Here is a 19737-nt window from a genome sequence, read left to right as displayed (position 1 = left end):
ATGTTGGATTCCTATGCGCGTCAAACCGTGCAGCCGGCCATTGAAAGAGGTGCGAAGCTGCTTCGATCAGCAGGATTATCCGCCAATACGATTACCTGGGCCGCGATGCTGGCGGGCGTCGGAAGCAGTGTCGTCTTCACAGCAGGTTATCCGATCGCAGCCGTTATCGTGCTGTGGCTGTCCGGTTATCTCGATACGGTCGACGGCACGATCGCCAGAATGACCAAGCCGTCCAAATGGGGGACGATTCTGGACATTACATTCGATCGGATCGTCGAATGCTCATCGATCCTAGCGCTGGCGATCGTCCATCCGGACGCCTATTTGCCCCTAGGACTTGATTTGGCTGCAATCTTGATTACGATTACGACGTTTCTCGTTACGGGCAACGTTATCACGAATGCAGGAGCCAAAGGCTTTCATTATAATCCAGGGATTTTGGAGCGAACGGAAGCGTTCGTGTTTTTCTCCTTGATGATGCTGTTTCCAGGCGCGATTCTAGAGCTATCGTGGCTGTTTTTCGCTCTCCTTGTGCTTACAGCCTTCAAGCATCTTCGGGATGTTCACGCATGGCTTAGCAAGAACGAAGCGGAATAGCGTTTGAGCAAGAAGGGACAGGCTGCCGAGTGGTTCGGCGGCCTGTCCCTATAGTGAAGCCAAAAGAGTCAACAACATGATCGGCAGCGGTACTAGGTCGACCCCGCGACAGCGATACCGTTAAATACAGCAGGGCCGGACACGACGAAATCGATAAATCCGTCCGTTGCAATAAAGAGGGAGTAACGGATTTGACCTGTCAAGACGTCTGCCGCAGGCGGGAAATCGGCTGCTGTAATGCTGATCGGGTACAGCGTGCTGAGCAGCCGAACGTCAAACTGTTGAAACAAGATTTGCGTGCCTGTTCCAAGCGTTCCATCGCCGCCGCGCTGCACGAAGAGCGAAACCACGGTTGGATCCAGAAGCTCCGGTTCGCTTTCATACTTCACTCTATGAAAATACGAAGCCAATGGGACTCGTCTAAGGTATAATTAGGCAGGACCAGGATCGAAATAGAGGGGGACGAATACGGATGATCATTATGATTAACGGGGCTTTCGGCGTTGGGAAAACAACCATTGCGAGCTGGCTTCAGGCATCCTTGGCCAACAGCATGATCTACGACCCAGAAGAAGTTGGCTACATGCTTCGCAACCTAATTCCGAGCGAACTCAAAGCGCCTGAAGAGCAAACAGACAATTTTCAAGATATGGAATTATGGAAGATCCTCGTCGTTCAAGTCGCGGAACAGCTGCATAAGAAATACAAGAAAACGATCCTTGTTCCTATGACCATCTGTAATAAGGACTATTTTCATTACATATTTAATGGACTTAAACAAATAGACGCCGAAACCTATCATTTTTGTTTGATCGGCAGCCAGGAAACGATATTCGAGCGGTTAAGAATGCGCGGGGAAGTAGAAGGAAATTGGTGTTTTCAGCAGACCTTGAAATGCGTGGAAGCCTATCAAGATCCATGCTTCCAAACCTACATACCGACGGATGGTCGTGAGATTGACGATATCGTGAATACCATTAAAGCACGGATAGACACGTCGAGTACGGGAGGGACGACAACCTCTCAACCCGGATAATGGCTATTGAACACGAAAACCCTTCTTCCCATGCATAAATGCCGGGAGAAGGGTTTTTCATTGGATGCTATGCATTACGAATCCTTGGTGATGCGGTTGGACACGAGCAGCATGAGGAAGGAGATGACAATCATCGTTCCAGCCCATGCCCATGCCAGCGTCATGCTTCCGCCGTCGGAAGCGACATAGATCGCTGTCGGAATCGTCTGGGTTCGGCCTGGAATGTTCCCGGCAACCATGAGCGTCGCTCCGAATTCGCCAAGACCGCGGCAGAAGCCGAGCAGGTAACCCGAGGTCAACGAGCGGGAAGAGAGCGGCACGGAAATATACCGAAACACCTGCCACTCACTCGCACCCATTGCTCTTGCGGCGTTCTCGAGATCGGGATCGACGCCCTGCAGGCCTGCCTTCATGGAGCGGTACGCAAGCGGAAACGCAACGACCGCTGCCGCAATGACCGCGGATTCCCACGTGAACAGGATCGGCCCGCCGAACAGCGATTCGTAAAATTTGCCGAACCAGCTGCGTCTCCCCAGAATAACGAGCAGCACGAAACCGACGACGGTAGGCGGAAGCACGAGCGGAAGCAGCAGCAGCGTTTCGAGGATGCTTTTGCCGTAGAAGCGCGCCCTGGCCATTCGCCATGCGATAAGCAGTGATACAGCGAATACAAGCACGCTAGCGATCACCGCTATTTGAAGCGAAAGCGCGATGGGCGCTAGAAAGGTTTTCCAGTCCACGGAATCATTCCCGTCGTGAATTAGTTAGCAGCGTAAATCCGTATTTGACAAGTACGGGATCTGCTTCTTTGGATTGCAGGTAGGTGTATAAATCGTTCGCTTTGAAAGCATGCTTCGATTATTTCAAGACGCCGACATAGACAAGCTTATCTTGGAGCGTATCCCAGACGCCGCGCGCAGTCAAGGTTTCTTTGGCATATTGTCCGGCAGGGACGGATTTCGGCTGGGCGACGGCGATTTTCTTGATGCTCTTGATTTCATGTCCGCAATCGTAACATATGAAGTTGATGTTTTGTAGTGTTTAATTATAATTTAGTACTGAAACAGAAGAGCTGAACATAAATAGAATAGAGTTCGCGGCTCTACTGAAGAAGAGTCGTAGGCAGCAGGCATCCGCTTCAGAGCAGACCGCCCGCGTATTTCCTCGCAAAGCTGGACAATCCTACCTGCACAGGCTACTATATACCTTCACAATTTCATAGATAACGGCTAAGGTGCACGCCCGGATGAATGCTCATCCGGCTGCTTAATAGGGAAGTCCGGTGCGAAGCCGGCGCGGTCCCGCCACTGTAAATGCGGAGTGAGTTCTCAGGCAAGCCACTGTTCCGATTCTGGAATGGGGGAGAATGAAGTGTTCGGTGGATTAACGACATTAATTATATATGGAGGCATTATCAACCTCGGTTCGGTCATGATGTTCACCCCAACTTTCACTTGGGGTGCGCTGTTGGCTTCGTATGCTTCAGGCTTCTGGTTTGACCTGGTGCATGCCGTTGCGACCGTGATCTTCTTATGGTACTTATCGCGGCCGATGCTGGAGAAGCTGGACCGAATTAAGCTCAAATACGGCTTGTTGGAGCCTTGATACCGCATATCAGAACAAAAAGCATCCCCGCCGGCATTAACCGGACTGAGGATGCTTTTTGCTTGTTTGGCTATAGGGCTCGATATGAATGTGCACGTGAGAGATCTGATGCGAATCATAGATCTGCTTCTCTACATGCTCAGTAATGTCATGGCTCTCGGTCACCGTAAGCAGGTGGTGGACGCCGATGGTCACATCGACCAGCTTATAGCTGCCGTGCATACGAGCCTTCATATCGATGATCTTCTCCACGCCGGGCACGTCCCGAACCGTGCTGCGGATCGCTTGCAGTTCTTGATCATCGAAGCCATCCGTCAGCGCATGCGCAGCATCCCTGAATATTCCCCATGCTGTCTTGCAGATCATCAGGCCGACCAGTAATGCAGTCAGCGGATCAAGCCACGACAGCCCCAAGCTTGAACCAATGATGCCGACGAAGGCACCGATGCTTACGAGCGCATCCGAGCGGTTGTCCTGTGCGGCAGCCATCAATGCAGCACTTTGGATTCGCTTGGCAAGACGAACATTGTAGAGATAGACCGCGAATATGGCAATCGCCGAGAACAACGCCGTCCATGCAGCGGCACTGCCATGCGAAGCCTCGCTCGGACGTTGAAAAGCAGTAACCGATGTATAAAGCACCTGCAAGCCGACGCCGAACATGATGAACGAAGCAGCAAGCGCCGCGACGGTCTCAGCCCGAAAATGGCCGTACCGGTGGTCCTTGTCAGGCGGTTTGCGGGATAAGCGAAGCCCGATCAGAACGGCCACCGAAGCGATGATATCCGTCGAATTGTTCAGCCCGTCCGCCGTCAACGCTTCGGAATTTGCCGATAATCCAACTGCAAGCTTCAGTGCCGCTAAGCACAGATAGGCCGCTATACTGATCCAGGCGCCTATCTCGCCTTGTTTAATGTCTTCGTATGCGCGTTCCATTCGCAACCTCCGTCTGTTCAACTCTCCGAAGGCAATAATAACGGAGAACCTCCGTGTGGGTCTAGAGAAACAGTGTTGTCGGAAGCCTCAAAAATAAGCAGGGGACAACAAAGTTGCGCATGTCCAAATCGCCAAACTAGCATAGGCGGGGGAACTCCGTGGCCAGATTGCAAAAATATAGCAATCAAATAATTAACATAACTATAGTTATGTAGCCTATTTAAAATGAAATCTTCTGCATCGTTTTTTACAGGGGAGCAGGCCTGCGGCAGCCTGCTTGTGATCGTTGAAGTTACAGGAAGAATGGTTCGAAAACCACATTGTTAATTCGCCATTACCTGCAGTGTCAAAATTGCTCCCTAGGACCACTTTACATAATTATCCAATTACTATAACATGCAAGCTGAGAACAGCAAACGAGATCCGCATGCACAGCAGGAAACGTTCGCTCTTCGGTTGGAATCACCAGTCATGAAAGCGTATTTATTTGCATGCATCTCGTACTTCATTATGAATTCGGGAGGAATCGAAATCATGAAAAATCAAGTTCCTCTGCCAAGAACGACGCCGGAGGCGCAGGGCATATCGTCACAAGCGGTGATCGCATTCCTGGACGCCGTCAGGGAACAAAAGCTGGAGCTTCACAGCTTCATGCTGCTCCGGCGCGGAGAGGTAGCCGCGGAGGGCTGGTGGGCGCCGTATCGGCCCGAATACCCGCATATGCTGTTTTCCCTTAGCAAAAGCTTCGCGTCGACGGCTATCGGCTTTGCCGCAGCGGAAGGGCTGCTGTCGGTGAAGGATCCCGTCATCAGTTTCTTTCCCGAAGAGGTCCCCGACACGATATCGGAGAATCTCGCTGCGATGCAGGTGCGGCATCTGCTGATGATGGGCACCGGGCATGCCGCGGACGTCACCGGAAGCGTTCAGAAGGACGATAATTGGGTGAAAGGCTTCCTGGCGGAGCCTGTCGAATTCGCACCGGGCACGCATTTCGCCTACAACAGCGCAGCCACGTACATGCTGTCCGCCATTCTTCACCGGATTACCGGCCAGTCCCTGCTCGCGTTCCTGGAGCCGCGCCTGTTCGCGCCGCTCGGCTTGTCCGAGGCTACCTGGGAGACTTGTCCGCGCGGCATCGCGACCGGGGGCTGGGGGCTGAACGTAACGACGGAGGACATCGCCAAATTCGGTCAGCTGTACTTGCAGCGCGGCGAATGGGCCGGGCAGCAGATCCTGCCGGCCGCATGGATCGATGAGGCTACCGCCTATCAGATCAATAACGACGACGGGCGCGCGAACGATTGGACGCAGGGCTACGGCTATCAATTCTGGCGCTGCCGCCATGGCGCGTATCGGGGTGACGGGGCGTTCGGCCAGTTTTGCGTCGTCATGCCGGAGCAAGAAGCCGTGCTTGCTATCACATCCAGTGTTGGCGATATGCAAGCCGTGCTGGACGTCGTGTGGGCCGAGCTGCTTCCTGCCCTGTCCGCCGCCGAAGCTGCCGAGCCGAATGAAGCGATTCAAGCGGCGCTCGCCGAGCGGCTGGCATTCCTTCGAATCGACGCGCCGCAGACGGAGCCGTCCTCGCCGAACGAAGCGCAGCTGGAGGGCCGCGTCTTCCGTATGGAGCCGAACGAGCTGCAGCTCGAAACGATTGCCCTCCGCTTCTCGGAGCAGGGCGCCGAGCTCGTGATCGGCAACGAACGCCTCGGTGATCAGACCGTGCAATTGGGCCGAGGCGCGTGGAAAGCGAGCCGGATTCGCATCGAAAGCGTCAAACAGGGCGCCGAGCAGCACGTGGAGGGCAGTTTCTCGTGGAAGGACGGCGATACGATGGACACCCGGCTACTGTTCGCGGAGACGCCGTTCACGTATACGTTGGCGCTCCGTGCGGACGGGGAAGTGCTCGAGCTGCAATTCTCGGCAAACGCCGCCTGGGAGGCGGGACGCATTTTGACGATCCGCGGCCAAGCGGCGGCGCTGGCCTGATCACCGGTAAGAGCAGACAACGGGCTCGATACAAGGGTCATCTGTAGTATTTAACGGGCATTCAAGAGGAGGCATAATTCTAGATATAAGGCCGCCATTTTGGCGGTCTTTATTATGTAAAATAAGTTAAGCTGACACAGCAGCCGATCCATATTATGCAGCTCTATTTGGGACTAGCGCTCGCAGGGGAGTTCGACTATAATATGAACCTGGTAAAGATGACAATTCGTGGGGGTATTCGTATGAAGCAAGGCGTAATTCGTGCAATGATGATCGTTATTCTTAGCTTCGCGCTAGTCTTGCCTCAAGTCCGGGCAGCAGGTCAGGAACAGGTTATCGGCGTTTATTTGGATGGCCGCCAGATCGCGATGGAGAGCACTCCCTATATCAAAGACGGGGTAACGCTGGTACCCTTTCGGCCAATTTTCGAAGCGTTGCGCCTTGCAGTGAGCTGGGACAAGGCCGCGCAATTGGTTACGGGGAAGAATGAATGGTCAATGGTGGCACTTCGCGTTGGAGCTCTTTCCGCCCAAGTGAATGGCAACTCGGCCGATCTGCAGGTGCCGGCCGAGTTGAGGAACGGCGCCGTTTTTGTCCCGCTGCGGTTTGTCGGGGAGGAGACCGGGAACACCGTCCGCTGGAATGCTTCAGCCGGCAGGATCGATATTGAAACAGGCCATTCGCTGAAAGGCCGTCTTGTCACACCTTTGGGGAAGACTCAAGCAAGGGATCTGCAACTGTACCGGATCGTACAGGACGAACTCGTGAAGGTCGCCGCTGCGCGGACCGATTCAAACGGCTGGTATCGTTTCGACGGATTAATTGAGGGCGAACATTACAGCATCCAAGGCGCATGGCCCAATGTTACCGACATCGAGAGCTGCGAATTCCAATTCAGAACCCGAGGGAATTGTTCGCAATTGATCTCGAGCGCACCAAAACAGGCGGGTTTCCGCGCCTTGTCGCCTGGCGGCAATCCGCTTGTCGCCGGCCAATACCAAGTGATGCTCCTGTGGGATAACGCAATCATGATGAACGGGTCCCCCAAGATGGGCGGTCAGTTCTTCGACAACTTAACGGATGGCCGTGCGTACACCGCGACGGTCAAGATTCTGGATGCATCGGGGAACGCCGCTTACAGCGCGCCGGAGCCGTTTACGTTCACTTATCATCGTGGAGATTACGTCACGCATGAGTTTCGGTTATTGAAGACGCAAGAAGCGCAAGCAAGCGGCATTCTCGTTGACGAGACGGGAAAACCGATTCCCAATATGACGTTGTCGCTGAGAAAGAGCGATGGGGCCGGTCAGTTTACGCAAACGAGGACGCGGGATGACGGAAGCTTTTTCTTCGGGGCGCTTGCAATGCGGGAATCCTACTCGTTTACCGTCGATTTGCCGCAGAAAGATATACCGGATATGAGCGATTATGCGGCGATTCCTCCGCAGCCGTTCACCTATACGGGCACGCCCCTTGACCTGGGCAAAATAACGATGGGTCATTTACAGCTAATCGGACAGGTGAAGGACGAGAATGGAAATCCCATTCAAGCTTTAATGTCCCTGCGGATAGGAAAGAATTTTGGGACGCTGATCCCTAGTACGTACAAGAACGGGTATTACGCCATCGGAGGCATGAAGGCGGGTCAAGAGTACTCGTTATCTGCAGGCATCCCTACCTATCGGCCGGCCAACGCGAATGACGCAGAGGGGGATCGGCTGATCTTCACAAGCTCCTCGTCGACGTCTCCCAAACCTGTCACCTTCATCTATCAGCCTGGGATGGCGCCGATTAATTTCAGCGCGTTCTTCGGCAGCCGTACAATGAAAGGCACAGTGAAGTCGGTGAACGGACAGGCAGCGAGCGGAGCTGAGGTCTACGTCGACTTCTTGGACGGCGATACCGTAGCGAGTACGGAGAAGATCACCACGGACATGTCAGGTCGATTTGAACTGAGCTTAGGGATAAAGTACAGAGGTCGCATCCATGCCGCCTCGGCAGATGGAGATCATCTCTCGCACACCTATGAGTTCAATGCGAACGACGCCCGCATTCTTGTGCCATCACTCATCCTGTACTAAAACAATCCCTCGGATTCGCGTCCGAGGGATTGTTTTATCTAGTGAGGTCAAGGTTACACCTCATTCATATCGCTTGCAGATTTCCTCGAGAGCTCACAGGGACTTAAACCGTTACATAACGGGAAAAATGATGCCGGCGGCCAGGTGGAATGCAAACTTGGTTCCTGTACCATGCAAAGGAGATCAAGTGTGTTGAAAAGGTTACTTGTACTAATCGCAGGTGTCTTCATATTGGCTGGGTGTCAGAACGACACCAATTCGTTCAAAGCGGTTAATGGAAGCAAGCCTCCTGCCGCCCATACGGCCGAATCTTCAACGGCTGCAACGAAAGGCGCGACGCAGCGTGATACGCAGGTGGAAAGCAAGGCGTTAGTTGAGGACATTCCGATTCAAACGTTCGACGTTGAACTCGAATCGTGGGGGAAGGTGCGGTTCGTATCTACTAAACGCGTGAATCCAGATGGAGGAAGTGAACTCCTGCTCACTCTCCAGGACGCGAACAAGCGTACCTTGTTTACCTTTCCACAGCCGGAACTTGCAGCTGCCCGAAACTTCGAGTCTCTTGCGGCGGTCTCGTTCAAAGACGTCGACAAAGACGGCAAGAAAGATGTCATCGTACTTGCGGAATAGCGTTCGGAAGAACAGAAGACTGCTGTTAGAGTTGCAACTGTTTTTAGACAGAAGGAACGTGGTTTTCAATCTGATTTCACTCAAGACAGAAAGCTGAATGACTCCGGTAACATATGGACGATCTTCGATGTAACGAATTATTATTATTCGCAAAACATGCAAGCAGACTCGTCGTCAACACAATTCGGTCTAGAAGCCAATCAAGAGAAGGTAAATCGGACACTTTGCGCCAAAGTGCTGTCTACTCCAACTCTGTCCGAAGATGACATTATCAAGATCTATGACGATGAATATGTCAAGCAAGGTTTTGACGGTTCGGAACACGGACAGGACCAGATGTACGTTGAGATTGGCCGGTGTTATCAGGATGAGACTAAACGCGCTACCGAAGGAAATGTCGAACTGGCCCGGCAAGCGGACGCCTTGACGAAAGTGACTGCTTCGATTGTTAGCGGTTTTTCGAACGTCGACTACTCTCGAGGCAACGGGACGTTGGCGGCTCATATCGGTAGGAGGACGCTCGGACTCTACGGGCACCGCATACATGTCTACATCATGATGAAATCGAACGAATCGAAGCCCGACGAGAAAACGTACAAGGAGCTAAGTCGAACACTCGATGAAGATCTGGTGCAAATTAAAGCCCAAGGGGTGACCTGGTTAGGGACATCGAGCATGCAGATCAGCTTCAAGAAGCGCAAAAAGAGTTCGATGCCGCATTCTCCGAGCTTGCAATCGCTGTACGTGCGTTCAAGACACTAACGGCCGATCAGGACCAAGCGGCGGTGTATTTGTTGCGGAACATAGAAAATTATGCCGGGGGTCTAGCTAATGTGGGAAGGTAGACTCTTAAGGTCGGTGGGTACAATTCAACGAAAATGGTTTCTCATAGTGGTATTGCTTTTGATTCTGGGAATCACGGGCTTTGGTAAAGATGTTCTTTATGGAAAAGACATCGTTCACATTGAACTGGAATGTGCGGATTTATGCAAGACAATGAAGACACCGCCATTTAGAGGGAACGATTATACCTTTAGCAAAACAGATGAAGTACGCATATTCCAGCAAGCGATCAGTAAAGCTGTAAAAATGAAAGATGATCTAGATTATGGCGTAATGTTCTTCATGTACCTTGCGTTCGAAGATGGAACCGAAAAGAAATTCATGTTAAACGTTGCTGACGAAGATGAACGTACCGCCTTGCTCGTTGATACAACCGATAGCGGTCAAGGCTACGAAATACCAGCAGTTCAGACAGCCATGCTTAGAAAGATTATTTATCAGACGGAACGGTAACAGCGCGGCAACAGCTGCATTGGTCGACAATAAATGATCAATATTTTCCTCAATAAGGGGTCATATCGTATATGAAGCTCTTTAAACATGTTATCTTTCAGTTGGCGAAGAAAGTCACCCCTCTAGGGATGATTGAGTCGATAAGACAAGCATTTATTAATGCGGATATTAACCCGCATGACATCAAGTTTTTTATGAGCGATTCAAGTCATGGCATATCCGGCATCGATCAACTGTTAAAACAACTTCCTACGCTCTCAGTTTATCGACACCGGGTAAAGACACAAACAGGAAACGAGCAAAGGCTGACTAACCTTCCCTCTCTCTGGGACGGAGCAAATCCGACTCTCGTTACGACCTTGCTTCGAATGGATGAAGTCATTGAAATTCTTGCAGGAATTCCGCGGCGCTATCCGATAAACCATCTGACACTTGTGTTCGATAGCCTATCGATTCTTCGTCGAAATTCCAAAGCATCCAACGAATCACCAGTTCCTTTTGTCGCAAAAGACAATTCTAGCTATTCAAAGCTCTTTACACCTCGTTTAACGGGGTGGAGCGACTATCCTTCTCCATGCATTCGGTTACAAAGTGATTGGTGGATTTCCGGGAGAAGCGAAAAAAATCATTTTTAACGCAGATTTCCTAACAGGCTGCCGAATATAAATGGTGTAGCTCCAAAATACGGTGTTGTTGATGTAACTAACTGAAACGTTTGTTCAGTAAAACAGCAGCAGTCAAGGACCCATTTTCTCGTCCATGCCTGCTGCTGTTTCGTCAATTCAATCAATTTCTTATTATTCTTTCACAGAATACAGCTGACCTTATATCAGACTGCGGAAGCAACCGATTTATTTTCCTGTTTTACGCGCTTGCCGTTTGCGAGCTTCCCTTTGTAGAAGGAAACAATGCCCGATGTTACGACGATGGATACAGCGGAGATCAGTCCGCTGCCGAGGGATAGCGTCGAGAAGCCGGTGAGGAGAACCATGCTATCGAAGGCGAAGATCGTTTTGCCTGGATCGAATTGATATCTCCGCTGCAGATAAATGGCCAGAATGGAGGACCCGCCAAGCGAAGCGCCGTTCTTGAATAGGGAGCAGATGCCAACCCCTACGATCGTACCGCCCACAACGGAGCCGAGTAGCGGAGGGAACGCGAAATCAGCCAGCGCGTTATCAATGCTCGAGAAGGCGGTTAGCAGACTGATCGCCGCAGCCGTACGGAACGTGAAGGATCGGCCGATTTTCATAAAAGAGAAGACGAAGAACGGAAGATTCACAAGGAAGAATAAAGGTTGGAATTTGAACGGCAGCCAGTACGAGAGGCATAGCGAGAGGCCTGCAGTCCCGCCTGTAACAATGTGGGAATGCTTCAATATGATCAGTCCTGCTGCTGTAATCAAGCAGCCCATAATAATTTGAAACCACCTTCTGTAAGAATTCTTAACATTATTGTTCATTTTCCGTCTCACCTGCACCCGTATGTCATGGCATTAACTTCTAATTCCATGATATACTTCAGACGAAAGACGATATATAATAAACTGAATTCATTTCATGTTAGAATAAGTAACATTGAATGAAATTTAGCGTCAAAATCTTCAAATTGAAGGATGGTCATTACTGATGGATAAACTAGACAAGACTCTCCTCGAATTGCTTCAAGAAGATGGGCGCATGACCGTAAGTGAACTGTCCAAACGATTGTCATTAAGCCGACCCAGTATATCGGAGCGAATGCTGCGTCTTCAGGAAAAAGGAGTCATTCTTGGATTTAGCGCAAGGTTATCGCCGGCCGCACTCGGCAGAAGCGTACAGGTCATTATTCAACTCAGGGAAGTGAAAATATCGGCTGCGGAGTTTGAGCAGCGCATCAAGGGCTTCGAGGAAATCATCGAGTGTCACCGTGTAACAGGCGTCATAAGTTACATTATTAAAGCAGCGGTCACCAGTATGGATGAGCTGAGCTTGCTCGTTGAGCGGTTCATGCCTTTCGGGGATGTCATCACCTCGGTTATTTTAGCTTCGCCGATCGTCGATCGGCCGCTTTTGTTTCATGAATAGAACGGGCAGCAACTACGATGAAGGGACCCTAACAGGTCTCTTTTTTTGGCTGTTATCGTTCGTATCGATCGATATTCAGGTCAGCGCAGCTGTATTATTTACGATGCCCGAACCGCTTTCACCTGCTGAACGTTCGCCAATAAAGCGATTTACAGAACAATTATCGTATGACATACTTTTACTTGCCAAACCGGAAGAACATCGAAGTACAAATCTGCGCGTATTTTCGGGCGGGGGAGGAGAAGCTGCATGATTTCCGTTTACTGGAACAGGGTTCGGCTGCTGCAAAAGTTGATTTTGATCGTCATTTTATTTCTGATTATTCCTGTTCTGATCATCGGCTATTATTTATTTTCCACGAGTCTGTCGCTTGCTCAGAAGGAAGCGCGCGAGATGCTGGAGAAGGTTGCCTATCAGCTAAACGATAACATCGAGTACCGGATTATCGGTTATCAGAACATGCTGATGCAGCTCTCACTCGATTCCGGAATTACGACAACGCTTACACAGCCCTATCAATCGCTTGAGGAAGAAGTCATGGGCCTTCAGCAGATTAATTCCACGGTCAGTCGAATCCGTTCCTACTTTCCCATGAAGACCGTTCAGTTTTATAAAAGCAATCCCTCACTGCATGAGGACGGCGGCACCGTCTTGAACCTGGAGAAGGCAGAAGCGGAGCCTTGGTATGCCGATATGAAGGACGAGAATCGTTCGTTCTACTGGTATTTCAATTGGAAGGAGGATCATTCCGAGCCTTCCCTCTATTTAAGCAAATGGCTGGTGGATTATTTGTCGAATGAGAAGTACGGCATTATCCACGTCGAGGTGACGAATAGAGCTTTGTTCGATCAGATCTCCAATCCGCTGGCGTTAAAGAAGGGCGGCTTCATGGTGCTGGATAACGAGGGGAAGGTTTTGGCCGATTATATGGATCATCGGGACGGCGGCGATATTCGGCAGCTTCCTTATTTGAAACAGGTATACGAGGCAAATCATGGCTCCTATACGGCGCAAATCAACGGCTTGCAAAGCCTAGTGGTTTACGAGACAAACCGGCTGGGATGGAAGGTCGTTACGATCGTAAGCCAGCAGGAATTATGGCAGAAGCTACGTCTAGTCAAACAAGCTGCGATATCGGTCAGCGTCCTGTTCGTCGTTCTGACTGTTACCGTTCTCACCGGCTTTGGCTTACAAACGACCAAACGTTTGAATTTCCTCATCCGCAGCATGAGACGGGTGCGCAGCGGGGATATGGGACTCACCATCAAAGTGCACAGTAAAGACGAGCTCGCCGATCTTGAAGAGGAATTCAATAACATGTCCATTCGCCTCGATGAATCGGTGCAGGAGATATCCGAAGCCAGGAGCAGGGCCGAAACAGAGAAGCTGAACCTGCTGCAGGCGCAGATCAATCCTCATTTTCTCTACAATACACTGGCGCTCGTCAAAAGCATGGCCATGGACGTCGGATCGTCCGAAATTAGCAGCACGGTGGACGCATTGGCCAAATTTTTCAGACTAGCCTTGAACCGCGGTGTGGACATCCTCCCCTTCAAAGAAGAATTGGAGCATGTGAAGGCTTATCTCGATATTCACAAATCGCGGTATCCCGGAAGACTGACAGTGGTCTTCGAGGTGGAGGAAGAGACACTGGCATGCGACATTGTCAAAATAACGCTGCAGCCGATTGTAGAAAATGCCTTGCTTCATGCGTTCGTACATACAGGAGGAAGGGGACGCCTTACGATATCCGCTTCCATGCGGCAGGGTAACCTTTGCATCACGATTGCCGATAACGGATCCGGCATGACTCAGGAGCAGCTGCAGCACTTGCTGGAGCATGCGAACGGAACCAGTGACCGCGGGGGCTTCGGCGTATATAACGTGAATGAACGATTGAAGCGCAATTATGGACAATCCTTTCAACTGCTTATCCAAAGCGCGCCAGGAGAAGGAACTTCGGTGCGGCTGTTCATTCCGCAGAAGTAGAAGCCGGCCGCAGCGGCCAATTGAGATGAGGAGGGGTTCATGATGCAGATCAACGTATTCGTAGTGGACGACGAGGAACGCCAGCGCCGCTCCATCGTCAAGCATGTTGCATGGGAGCGATACCAGATGCGTGTTTCCGGTGAATGGGAAGGTGCCGAGGAAGCGATTGAAGGTGCTCGGCATTGCGTTCCCGACCTGCTGATTACGGATATTCGTTTAATGGGAACGGATGGACTTGAGCTCTCATCCCGAATGCGGAAGATCAATCCCCGCATGCGGATCATCATGGTAACAGGGTATGAGGAATTCCATTATGCCAAAACGGCAGTCGATATCGGCGTGGATGCTTTCCTCGTTAAGCCGATTATTTTCGACGAGCTGAATGCGATTCTAGAGCGGATCTCGCAAGAGGAAGAGCAGAATCAGTTGAACAGCAGGGAAGCAATACAGCTGAAGGAGCAGATCGACGCCTTCAAGCCGATTGCGCAGAAACAGCTGATACAAGAGGTGATTCACGGTCTTGTCGTCGGCGAAGACGTTATACGGGCACGCGCGGATGCATTGAACCTGTTTACGGCTGCGGAAGCGCGTCAAGTCCTGACCCTCGTCGTCCATTCGGATCGGTATGCTTCTCTTCCGATGGAGGAGCAGATTCGCCAAGAACGGAGCAGGCTCGAGGAAGCTGCGGAAGCCGTATGCGGTTCGCGGCTGGAGGTGAAGACAACGTCGCAGCGCGGACATCTTGTTCTGATTCTGCGATGCTGTGCGGGTGAAGATATCGAGGCCGAGACCGAAGCGTGCGTTCGGCGTCTCAGCGCGGAGATCGAGAAGATGGAGGCCTGCAATACCCGGATCGGGGTCGGGCCGCCTGTTTCGCTGCTGAGTCAATTAAGCGAGAGCTTTCGGCTGGCGCAGAGAGCGGTCAATCAACGGTTTCTTGGCGGGGAGGAGCGGTCATACAGCTGGAAAATCCTCATGGAGCAAGGTGAAGAAGCCGAGAAGAATCTGGAGGGGTTGACTGCCGATTTCTTCGAGGTACTCGGAGCCGGGGACAGCCAGAACAGCTTGAGTCTGCTGGGGGAGATACTCAGCAATCTCGCGGGGAACCTGCTTATGCGTGGAGCCGAAGCACGAAGTCGATGCATGCATCTGATTAGCGGCGCTTATCGCATGGCGGCGGAGATCGGCGATGTGGCGCGTCAATTCGGCGCGGAACAGAAGCTGTGGGAGCAGCTTCTCGAATGCCGGGAGGAGCCGGAGCTGCTTCAGGAGACCGTCCATATCATTAAAGACTTGAGCGACTTCATCGCGGAACGAAAAAAGAGCCATACCCAAGTCGTGGTTCTTAAAGCGCTTGAGTACATGAATGTACACTACCCGGATAACTTGTCGCTACGCTCGGTTGCGGAGTCCGTATTCTTAAGCCCGAGTTATTTGGGAGCGCTGTTCAGAGTGGAGCTTGGCATCTCCTTTACCGATCAGCTCATACGAATTCGCATTCAGAAGGCGAAGGAAATGCTGCAGCACCCGGAGCTCAAGCTTTACGAGATTGCCGAGAGCGTCGGGTACCAGAACATCGGTTATTTTACCGGCTTATTCAAACGCGTAACTGGCTTTGGCCCGAAGGAGTATCGAGACTTTCACGGGTATGCCAAATCGGATTGAAAGAGGATCAAGAGCGATGCGCACTTCGGCATCGCTCTTTTTATTTACATGAAAGCATGAAAGTGCCAGAGCAGCAGTAATGATGCCATCGGATAATTGTAAACGCTTCAATACTCACTTATATTCAAATAAGTGCTTCAATAGCAAAAAGAAAGGAGAACGAATCATGAACCGCCTATGGATGATTAAACAGAAGGGCTACCTCCCATTGTACGGTTTCATACTGCCGGGCATCGCATTAGTTGTGCTGTTCAACTATATCCCGATGCTGGGACTGCAAATGGCTTTCCGCGATTATAATTTCAGCGACGGTATCTGGAGGAGCCCGTGGATTGGATTGCAAAACTTCAAGGAGTTTGTAGCGAGCAACGATTTTTGGAAAGCAACCGGTAATACGCTGCTGCTTACGTTTCTCCGGCTGTTATTTGTATTTCCGACCACCATTGTCTTCGCGCTGCTCATCAACGAAATTCGTGCTTTCCGCTTCAAGCGCGTCGTGCAGTCTCTGAGTTATCTGCCGCATTTTGTCTCTTGGATCGTGGTTGTCGGATTTCTCGACGCGTTCCTATCGATCGACGGAGGCGGTGCGAACTCGCTGCTTCACAGCTTGGGGATGCAGCCGATTGCTTTCATAGGGTCGGAGACGTGGTTCCGTCCCATATTTATCCTGAGCAGCATGTGGAAGGAAGTGGGCTGGGGCACCATCTTGTACTTAGCCGCCATTTCCGGCATCAATCCGGTGCTCTATGAAGCTGCGGTCATGGACGGAGCAGGGCGTTTCGCGCAGATGCGCTACATCACGCTGCCGAGTATCGTTCCTATTATATCGATCGTTCTGATCCTCACGGTTCCCGGATTGCTCAGCGTCGGGATCGATCAGATTTATGCCATGATTAACCCGGCTAATATGGGTGTGGCAGAGGTCGTCGATACCTATGTGCTGCGGCTCGGAATCGGACAAGCCCAATATTCGCAGACAACCGCCATCGGTCTTGTGATGAGCGTTATCTCCACGGTGCTGCTCGTCGTTTGCAATATGATTTCTAAGCGTATGGGCGGAGACAGCTTATGGTAGAAGGAAGGTGATTGTATGGGACGTCTTACGCTTGGAGAACGGTCATTTTCGATCGGCAACACACTGGTACTGACGATTTTTGCTTTTCTTTGCTTCTATCCCTTCTGGTATATTCTGATTCTCTCCCTTAACGAGGGAAGGGATGCGAGCCTTGGCGGTATTTTCTGGTGGCCGCGCTTACTCACACTGGACAATTACCGCGTCATGCTGTCCGATGATACGATTCTTAATGCGTTCTGGGTGACGGTGAAACGGACCCTCATCGGTACATTCGGTTCCTTGTTCTTCACCTCGCTCGTTGCTTTTGCCCTCTCGCGCAGAGAACTGCCGGGCAGGCAAGCGCTGTTGTTCGTATTTCTGTTCGTGATGCTGTTCAGCGGCGGTCTCATTCCTTATTACATTCAATTGATTCATCTCGGATTAATCAACAACTTCTGGGTGTACGTCTTTCCGTCGCTGTTCAGTGTTTGGAACATGTTTGTCATGAAAACCTCATTCCAGAACACGATTCCGGAAAGCGTCGTTGAATCGGTTAAGCTTGACGGCGGAGGCTATATACGGATATATGCCCACATTGTGCTGCCGTTCTCTATGCCGCTGTTCGCAGCACTCGGCTTGTTCACGGCGGTTGGCCAATGGAACGACTGGTTTACCGGTGCTTTCTTCGTTAACGATATCCAGCTGCAGCCGCTCCCGACGTATTTGCAGCGCATGCTCAGTACGATCGAAGCGAGCCAGATGATCAGCTCCAGCCAGATGACGACGATGAATCAGACCCGCTTGTATAATCCGGATGCCATTACGCCCAAGTCGGTTCGCATGGCAACCATTATGATTACCGTTCTGCCGATTCTGATCGTCTATCCGTTCGTGCAGCGTTTCTTCGTGAAAGGCGTGCTGATCGGTTCCGTCAAAGAGTAGCTTATCAGGCAAGTTATTCCATAAAGGGGGACATTCTTCATGAAGTATGGATGGAAGTACAGCAGTAAGTTGGTGCTAGGCACGACGCTGGTCGGCGTGCTGCTCGCGGGTTGTTCGGGCAAGAACAATGAGAACGGGAAAGCGAATGAAAACGAAAATGTCGGCGGACAAACCAGTCAGAACGAAGGTGCCGCATCTACAGGGGAACAGCTCAGTTATTCGTTATATGCGCCGGCGATGACGACGCCAATCAATCTGGATGGTCCCATTACGCAGGAGGTTATGAAGAAATCCGGTCTGCACTGGGATAAAGTCGAGATCGGCAACGGGGGCGACCTCTCGCAGCAGATCAACCTCAAGCTTGCCGCCGGCAGCTTCCCGGACGCCATAATTCTACCATCGGATAGTCTCGTGTGGTCGCGTCTCATCAACGAGAAGAAGCTGCTTCCGCTGGACGATTACTTTACCAATCCCGATGCCTATCCGAACCTGGCCAAGATCGACAAGCGGATTATCGATTATTGGCGGGCGAGTGACGGACACATCTACTTCGTGCCTTCCGCGTATGAGCCGGTCATCGATAATCCATCCGCCTGGCAGGGCAACGCCCAGGGCTTGTGGGTTCAGAATACGATTCTGAAAAAAGCCGGGATGACAACCGACGATCTGCGGACGATTGATGGATTCGAGAAGTACTTGAGCGCGATCAAAGACTTCAAAGACGACAAGGGACGCAATATCATTCCTCTGTCGCTTGGCGGCGAGAATTTCGCAGGTCTTGAAATCGTCATGTCTATGTTCGGCGTGCGAAGCACGGACAACGGCTATAACGAGCAAGCTGACGGCACAGTCGTTCCGGACTACAAGCTGCCAGGCTTCAAGAGTGCGTTTCAATGGTTGAACCATCTTGATCTGAACGGACTGCTTGATCCAGAGACCTCGTTCCAGAAGAAAGATTTGTTCAAAGAGAAAGTGAACAATTTACGCTACGGTGCGATGCTGTTCGGCGGATGGGACAATCCGAACGTAACGACGCTGAAGAACCATAACATTCCTGAGGCGATCACCTATAATGAGCTTGAGAAGAAAGGGTTCCCTGACGGCTGGTTCTATCCGACGGAGCTTCCGACGATGAAGGACGTGAAATTGGCCCAATATGCAAACTACAATCCGTTCGGGACGAATGGTGCCGGAATCAGCGCGAAAGCGAAAGACCCGGATCAGATCATGAAGGGCTTAGACTGGATGCAGACCAATGAAGCGTTCGTCCTGATGGAATATGGACCTGAGAGCTCGGGTGCCTACAAAATGGAGAATGGTGCAGCCGTCGAGAACTACGATGTATTTCGTGGTCCTAAATTCTGGGGCGGAGACAACGGCGGCATGGCGAGCGTTACGCAATACGGATTCTGGTGGTGGAAGAATTTAGCAAGCGTAGGCAGCTCGCATATTAAGACGATGGAATCGCCTTGGCCGGCTTATAACGCCATGCTCTACAAAGCGGAAGAAATTAACCATAAACAAGGAACGTTCGGTCTGACGCCTAAGGCTGCTCGTATCAAGCCGACGATTGGCGGCGCCGTAGAGAAATACGGACCGGTGCAGAACGACATTCGTATGAAATATTATGCGAAAATGCTGCTCGCGAAGAACGATGCGGACTTCCAAACGGCGTATGATCAATTTCTGAACGAGATGAAGGTTCGCGGCCATGACGAAGAAACCATCACCGAATTCAACAAGGAATATCAGGCTTACAGCGATACGCCTGCAGGCAAAATTACGGTCGATATCAAACAGACGCTTCCCCGCAACGTCTACAGCGACAAACCGGCCATTATCGGGGAATAA

The 19737-nt window shown here is 51.3% G+C and carries 20 protein-coding genes and 1 riboswitch; of the genes, 15 read left to right on the top strand and 5 right to left on the bottom strand.

Annotated elements, in window-relative coordinates:
- Positions 1–597, top strand: a complete 597-nt coding sequence (locus KXU80_RS05230) for a CDP-alcohol phosphatidyltransferase family protein (RefSeq protein ID WP_219837206.1) — start codon at positions 1–3, stop codon at positions 595–597.
- 92 nt (positions 598–689) lie between these two features.
- Here the strand turns inward: KXU80_RS05230 and KXU80_RS05225 are convergent, their stop codons facing one another.
- On the bottom strand, positions 690–1007 hold the full coding sequence (locus tag KXU80_RS05225) for a hypothetical protein (protein WP_219837205.1): 318 nt from the start codon (positions 1005–1007) through the stop codon (positions 690–692).
- Between the two features lie 62 nt (positions 1008–1069).
- Here KXU80_RS05225 and KXU80_RS05220 point away from each other — a divergent pair, with 62 nt between their 5' ends.
- Positions 1070–1633: an AAA family ATPase gene (locus tag KXU80_RS05220; RefSeq protein WP_219837204.1), complete on the top strand. Its 564-nt coding sequence runs from the start codon at positions 1070–1072 to the stop codon at positions 1631–1633.
- Between the two features lie 74 nt (positions 1634–1707).
- Here KXU80_RS05220 and modB read toward each other — a convergent pair whose 3' ends face one another.
- A complete protein-coding gene (gene modB, locus KXU80_RS05215) occupies positions 1708–2373 on the bottom strand; it encodes a molybdate ABC transporter permease subunit (RefSeq protein ID WP_219837203.1) in 666 nt (221 codons plus the stop codon).
- A gap of 118 nt (positions 2374–2491) precedes the next feature.
- Positions 2492–2611: a substrate-binding domain-containing protein gene (locus KXU80_RS28385; protein ID WP_374987776.1), complete on the bottom strand. Its 120-nt coding sequence runs from the start codon at positions 2609–2611 to the stop codon at positions 2492–2494.
- Between the two features lie 237 nt (positions 2612–2848).
- A riboswitch (cobalamin riboswitch) is annotated at positions 2849–2993 on the top strand.
- Positions 2994–3004: 11 nt separating this feature from the next.
- Between KXU80_RS28385 and KXU80_RS05210 the strand changes: the two genes are divergently transcribed.
- Complete coding sequence (locus KXU80_RS05210) at positions 3005–3238, top strand: hypothetical protein (protein WP_219837202.1); 234 nt, start codon at positions 3005–3007, stop codon at positions 3236–3238.
- Between the two features lie 36 nt (positions 3239–3274).
- On the opposite strand, the gene KXU80_RS05205 is transcribed toward KXU80_RS05210, so the two are convergent.
- A complete protein-coding gene (locus KXU80_RS05205) occupies positions 3275–4174 on the bottom strand; it encodes a cation diffusion facilitator family transporter (protein ID WP_219837201.1) in 900 nt (299 codons plus the stop codon).
- 534 nt (positions 4175–4708) lie between these two features.
- On the opposite strand from KXU80_RS05205, the gene KXU80_RS05200 reads away from it, so the two are divergent.
- The 6 genes from KXU80_RS05200 (at position 4709) to KXU80_RS05175 (ending at position 10805) form a co-directional block, all read left to right on the top strand.
- Positions 4709–6163, top strand: coding sequence for a serine hydrolase domain-containing protein (locus KXU80_RS05200; protein ID WP_219837200.1), 1455 nt, complete (start codon positions 4709–4711; stop codon positions 6161–6163).
- A gap of 242 nt (positions 6164–6405) precedes the next feature.
- Complete coding sequence (locus KXU80_RS05195; RefSeq protein ID WP_219837199.1) at positions 6406–8244, top strand: stalk domain-containing protein; 1839 nt, start codon at positions 6406–6408, stop codon at positions 8242–8244.
- 192 nt (positions 8245–8436) lie between these two features.
- Complete coding sequence (locus tag KXU80_RS05190) at positions 8437–8874, top strand: hypothetical protein (protein ID WP_219837198.1); 438 nt, start codon at positions 8437–8439, stop codon at positions 8872–8874.
- 336 nt (positions 8875–9210) lie between these two features.
- Positions 9211–9636 carry a hypothetical protein gene (locus tag KXU80_RS05185; protein ID WP_219837197.1) on the top strand — a complete coding sequence of 142 codons (426 nt, stop codon included), beginning with the start codon at positions 9211–9213 and terminating at the stop codon, positions 9634–9636.
- 69 nt (positions 9637–9705) lie between these two features.
- Positions 9706–10170 (top strand): hypothetical protein, encoded by a 465-nt coding sequence (locus KXU80_RS05180; protein ID WP_219837196.1) that lies wholly within the window; start codon positions 9706–9708, stop codon positions 10168–10170.
- 71 nt (positions 10171–10241) lie between these two features.
- Positions 10242–10805 carry a hypothetical protein gene (locus KXU80_RS05175; RefSeq protein ID WP_219837195.1) on the top strand — a complete coding sequence of 188 codons (564 nt, stop codon included), beginning with the start codon at positions 10242–10244 and terminating at the stop codon, positions 10803–10805.
- A gap of 194 nt (positions 10806–10999) precedes the next feature.
- Here the strand turns inward: KXU80_RS05175 and KXU80_RS05170 are convergent, their stop codons facing one another.
- Positions 11000–11632 (bottom strand): YitT family protein, encoded by a 633-nt coding sequence (locus KXU80_RS05170; RefSeq protein ID WP_219837194.1) that lies wholly within the window; start codon positions 11630–11632, stop codon positions 11000–11002.
- Between the two features lie 166 nt (positions 11633–11798).
- Between KXU80_RS05170 and KXU80_RS05165 the strand changes: the two genes are divergently transcribed.
- The 6 genes from KXU80_RS05165 (at position 11799) to KXU80_RS05140 (ending at position 19737) form a co-directional block, all read left to right on the top strand.
- Positions 11799–12236, top strand: a complete 438-nt coding sequence (locus KXU80_RS05165; protein ID WP_219837193.1) for an Lrp/AsnC family transcriptional regulator — start codon at positions 11799–11801, stop codon at positions 12234–12236.
- Positions 12237–12485: 249 nt separating this feature from the next.
- Positions 12486–14225 carry a sensor histidine kinase gene (locus tag KXU80_RS05160; protein WP_219837192.1) on the top strand — a complete coding sequence of 580 codons (1740 nt, stop codon included), beginning with the start codon at positions 12486–12488 and terminating at the stop codon, positions 14223–14225.
- Positions 14226–14264: 39 nt separating this feature from the next.
- Positions 14265–15890 carry a response regulator gene (locus KXU80_RS05155; RefSeq protein ID WP_219837191.1) on the top strand — a complete coding sequence of 542 codons (1626 nt, stop codon included), beginning with the start codon at positions 14265–14267 and terminating at the stop codon, positions 15888–15890.
- A gap of 166 nt (positions 15891–16056) precedes the next feature.
- Positions 16057–16965, top strand: a complete 909-nt coding sequence (locus KXU80_RS05150; protein ID WP_219837190.1) for an ABC transporter permease — start codon at positions 16057–16059, stop codon at positions 16963–16965.
- 15 nt (positions 16966–16980) lie between these two features.
- Positions 16981–17886, top strand: a complete 906-nt coding sequence (locus KXU80_RS05145) for a carbohydrate ABC transporter permease (RefSeq protein ID WP_219837189.1) — start codon at positions 16981–16983, stop codon at positions 17884–17886.
- A 39-nt stretch (positions 17887–17925) separates the two neighbouring features.
- Positions 17926–19737 carry a type 2 periplasmic-binding domain-containing protein gene (locus KXU80_RS05140; protein WP_219837188.1) on the top strand — a complete coding sequence of 604 codons (1812 nt, stop codon included), beginning with the start codon at positions 17926–17928 and terminating at the stop codon, positions 19735–19737.

The sequence above is a fragment of the Paenibacillus sp. R14(2021) genome (genome assembly GCF_019431355.1).
Classification (GTDB): Bacteria; Bacillota; Bacilli; order Paenibacillales; family Paenibacillaceae; genus Paenibacillus_Z.
This window is presented reverse-complemented; position numbering and strand designations above follow the sequence as displayed.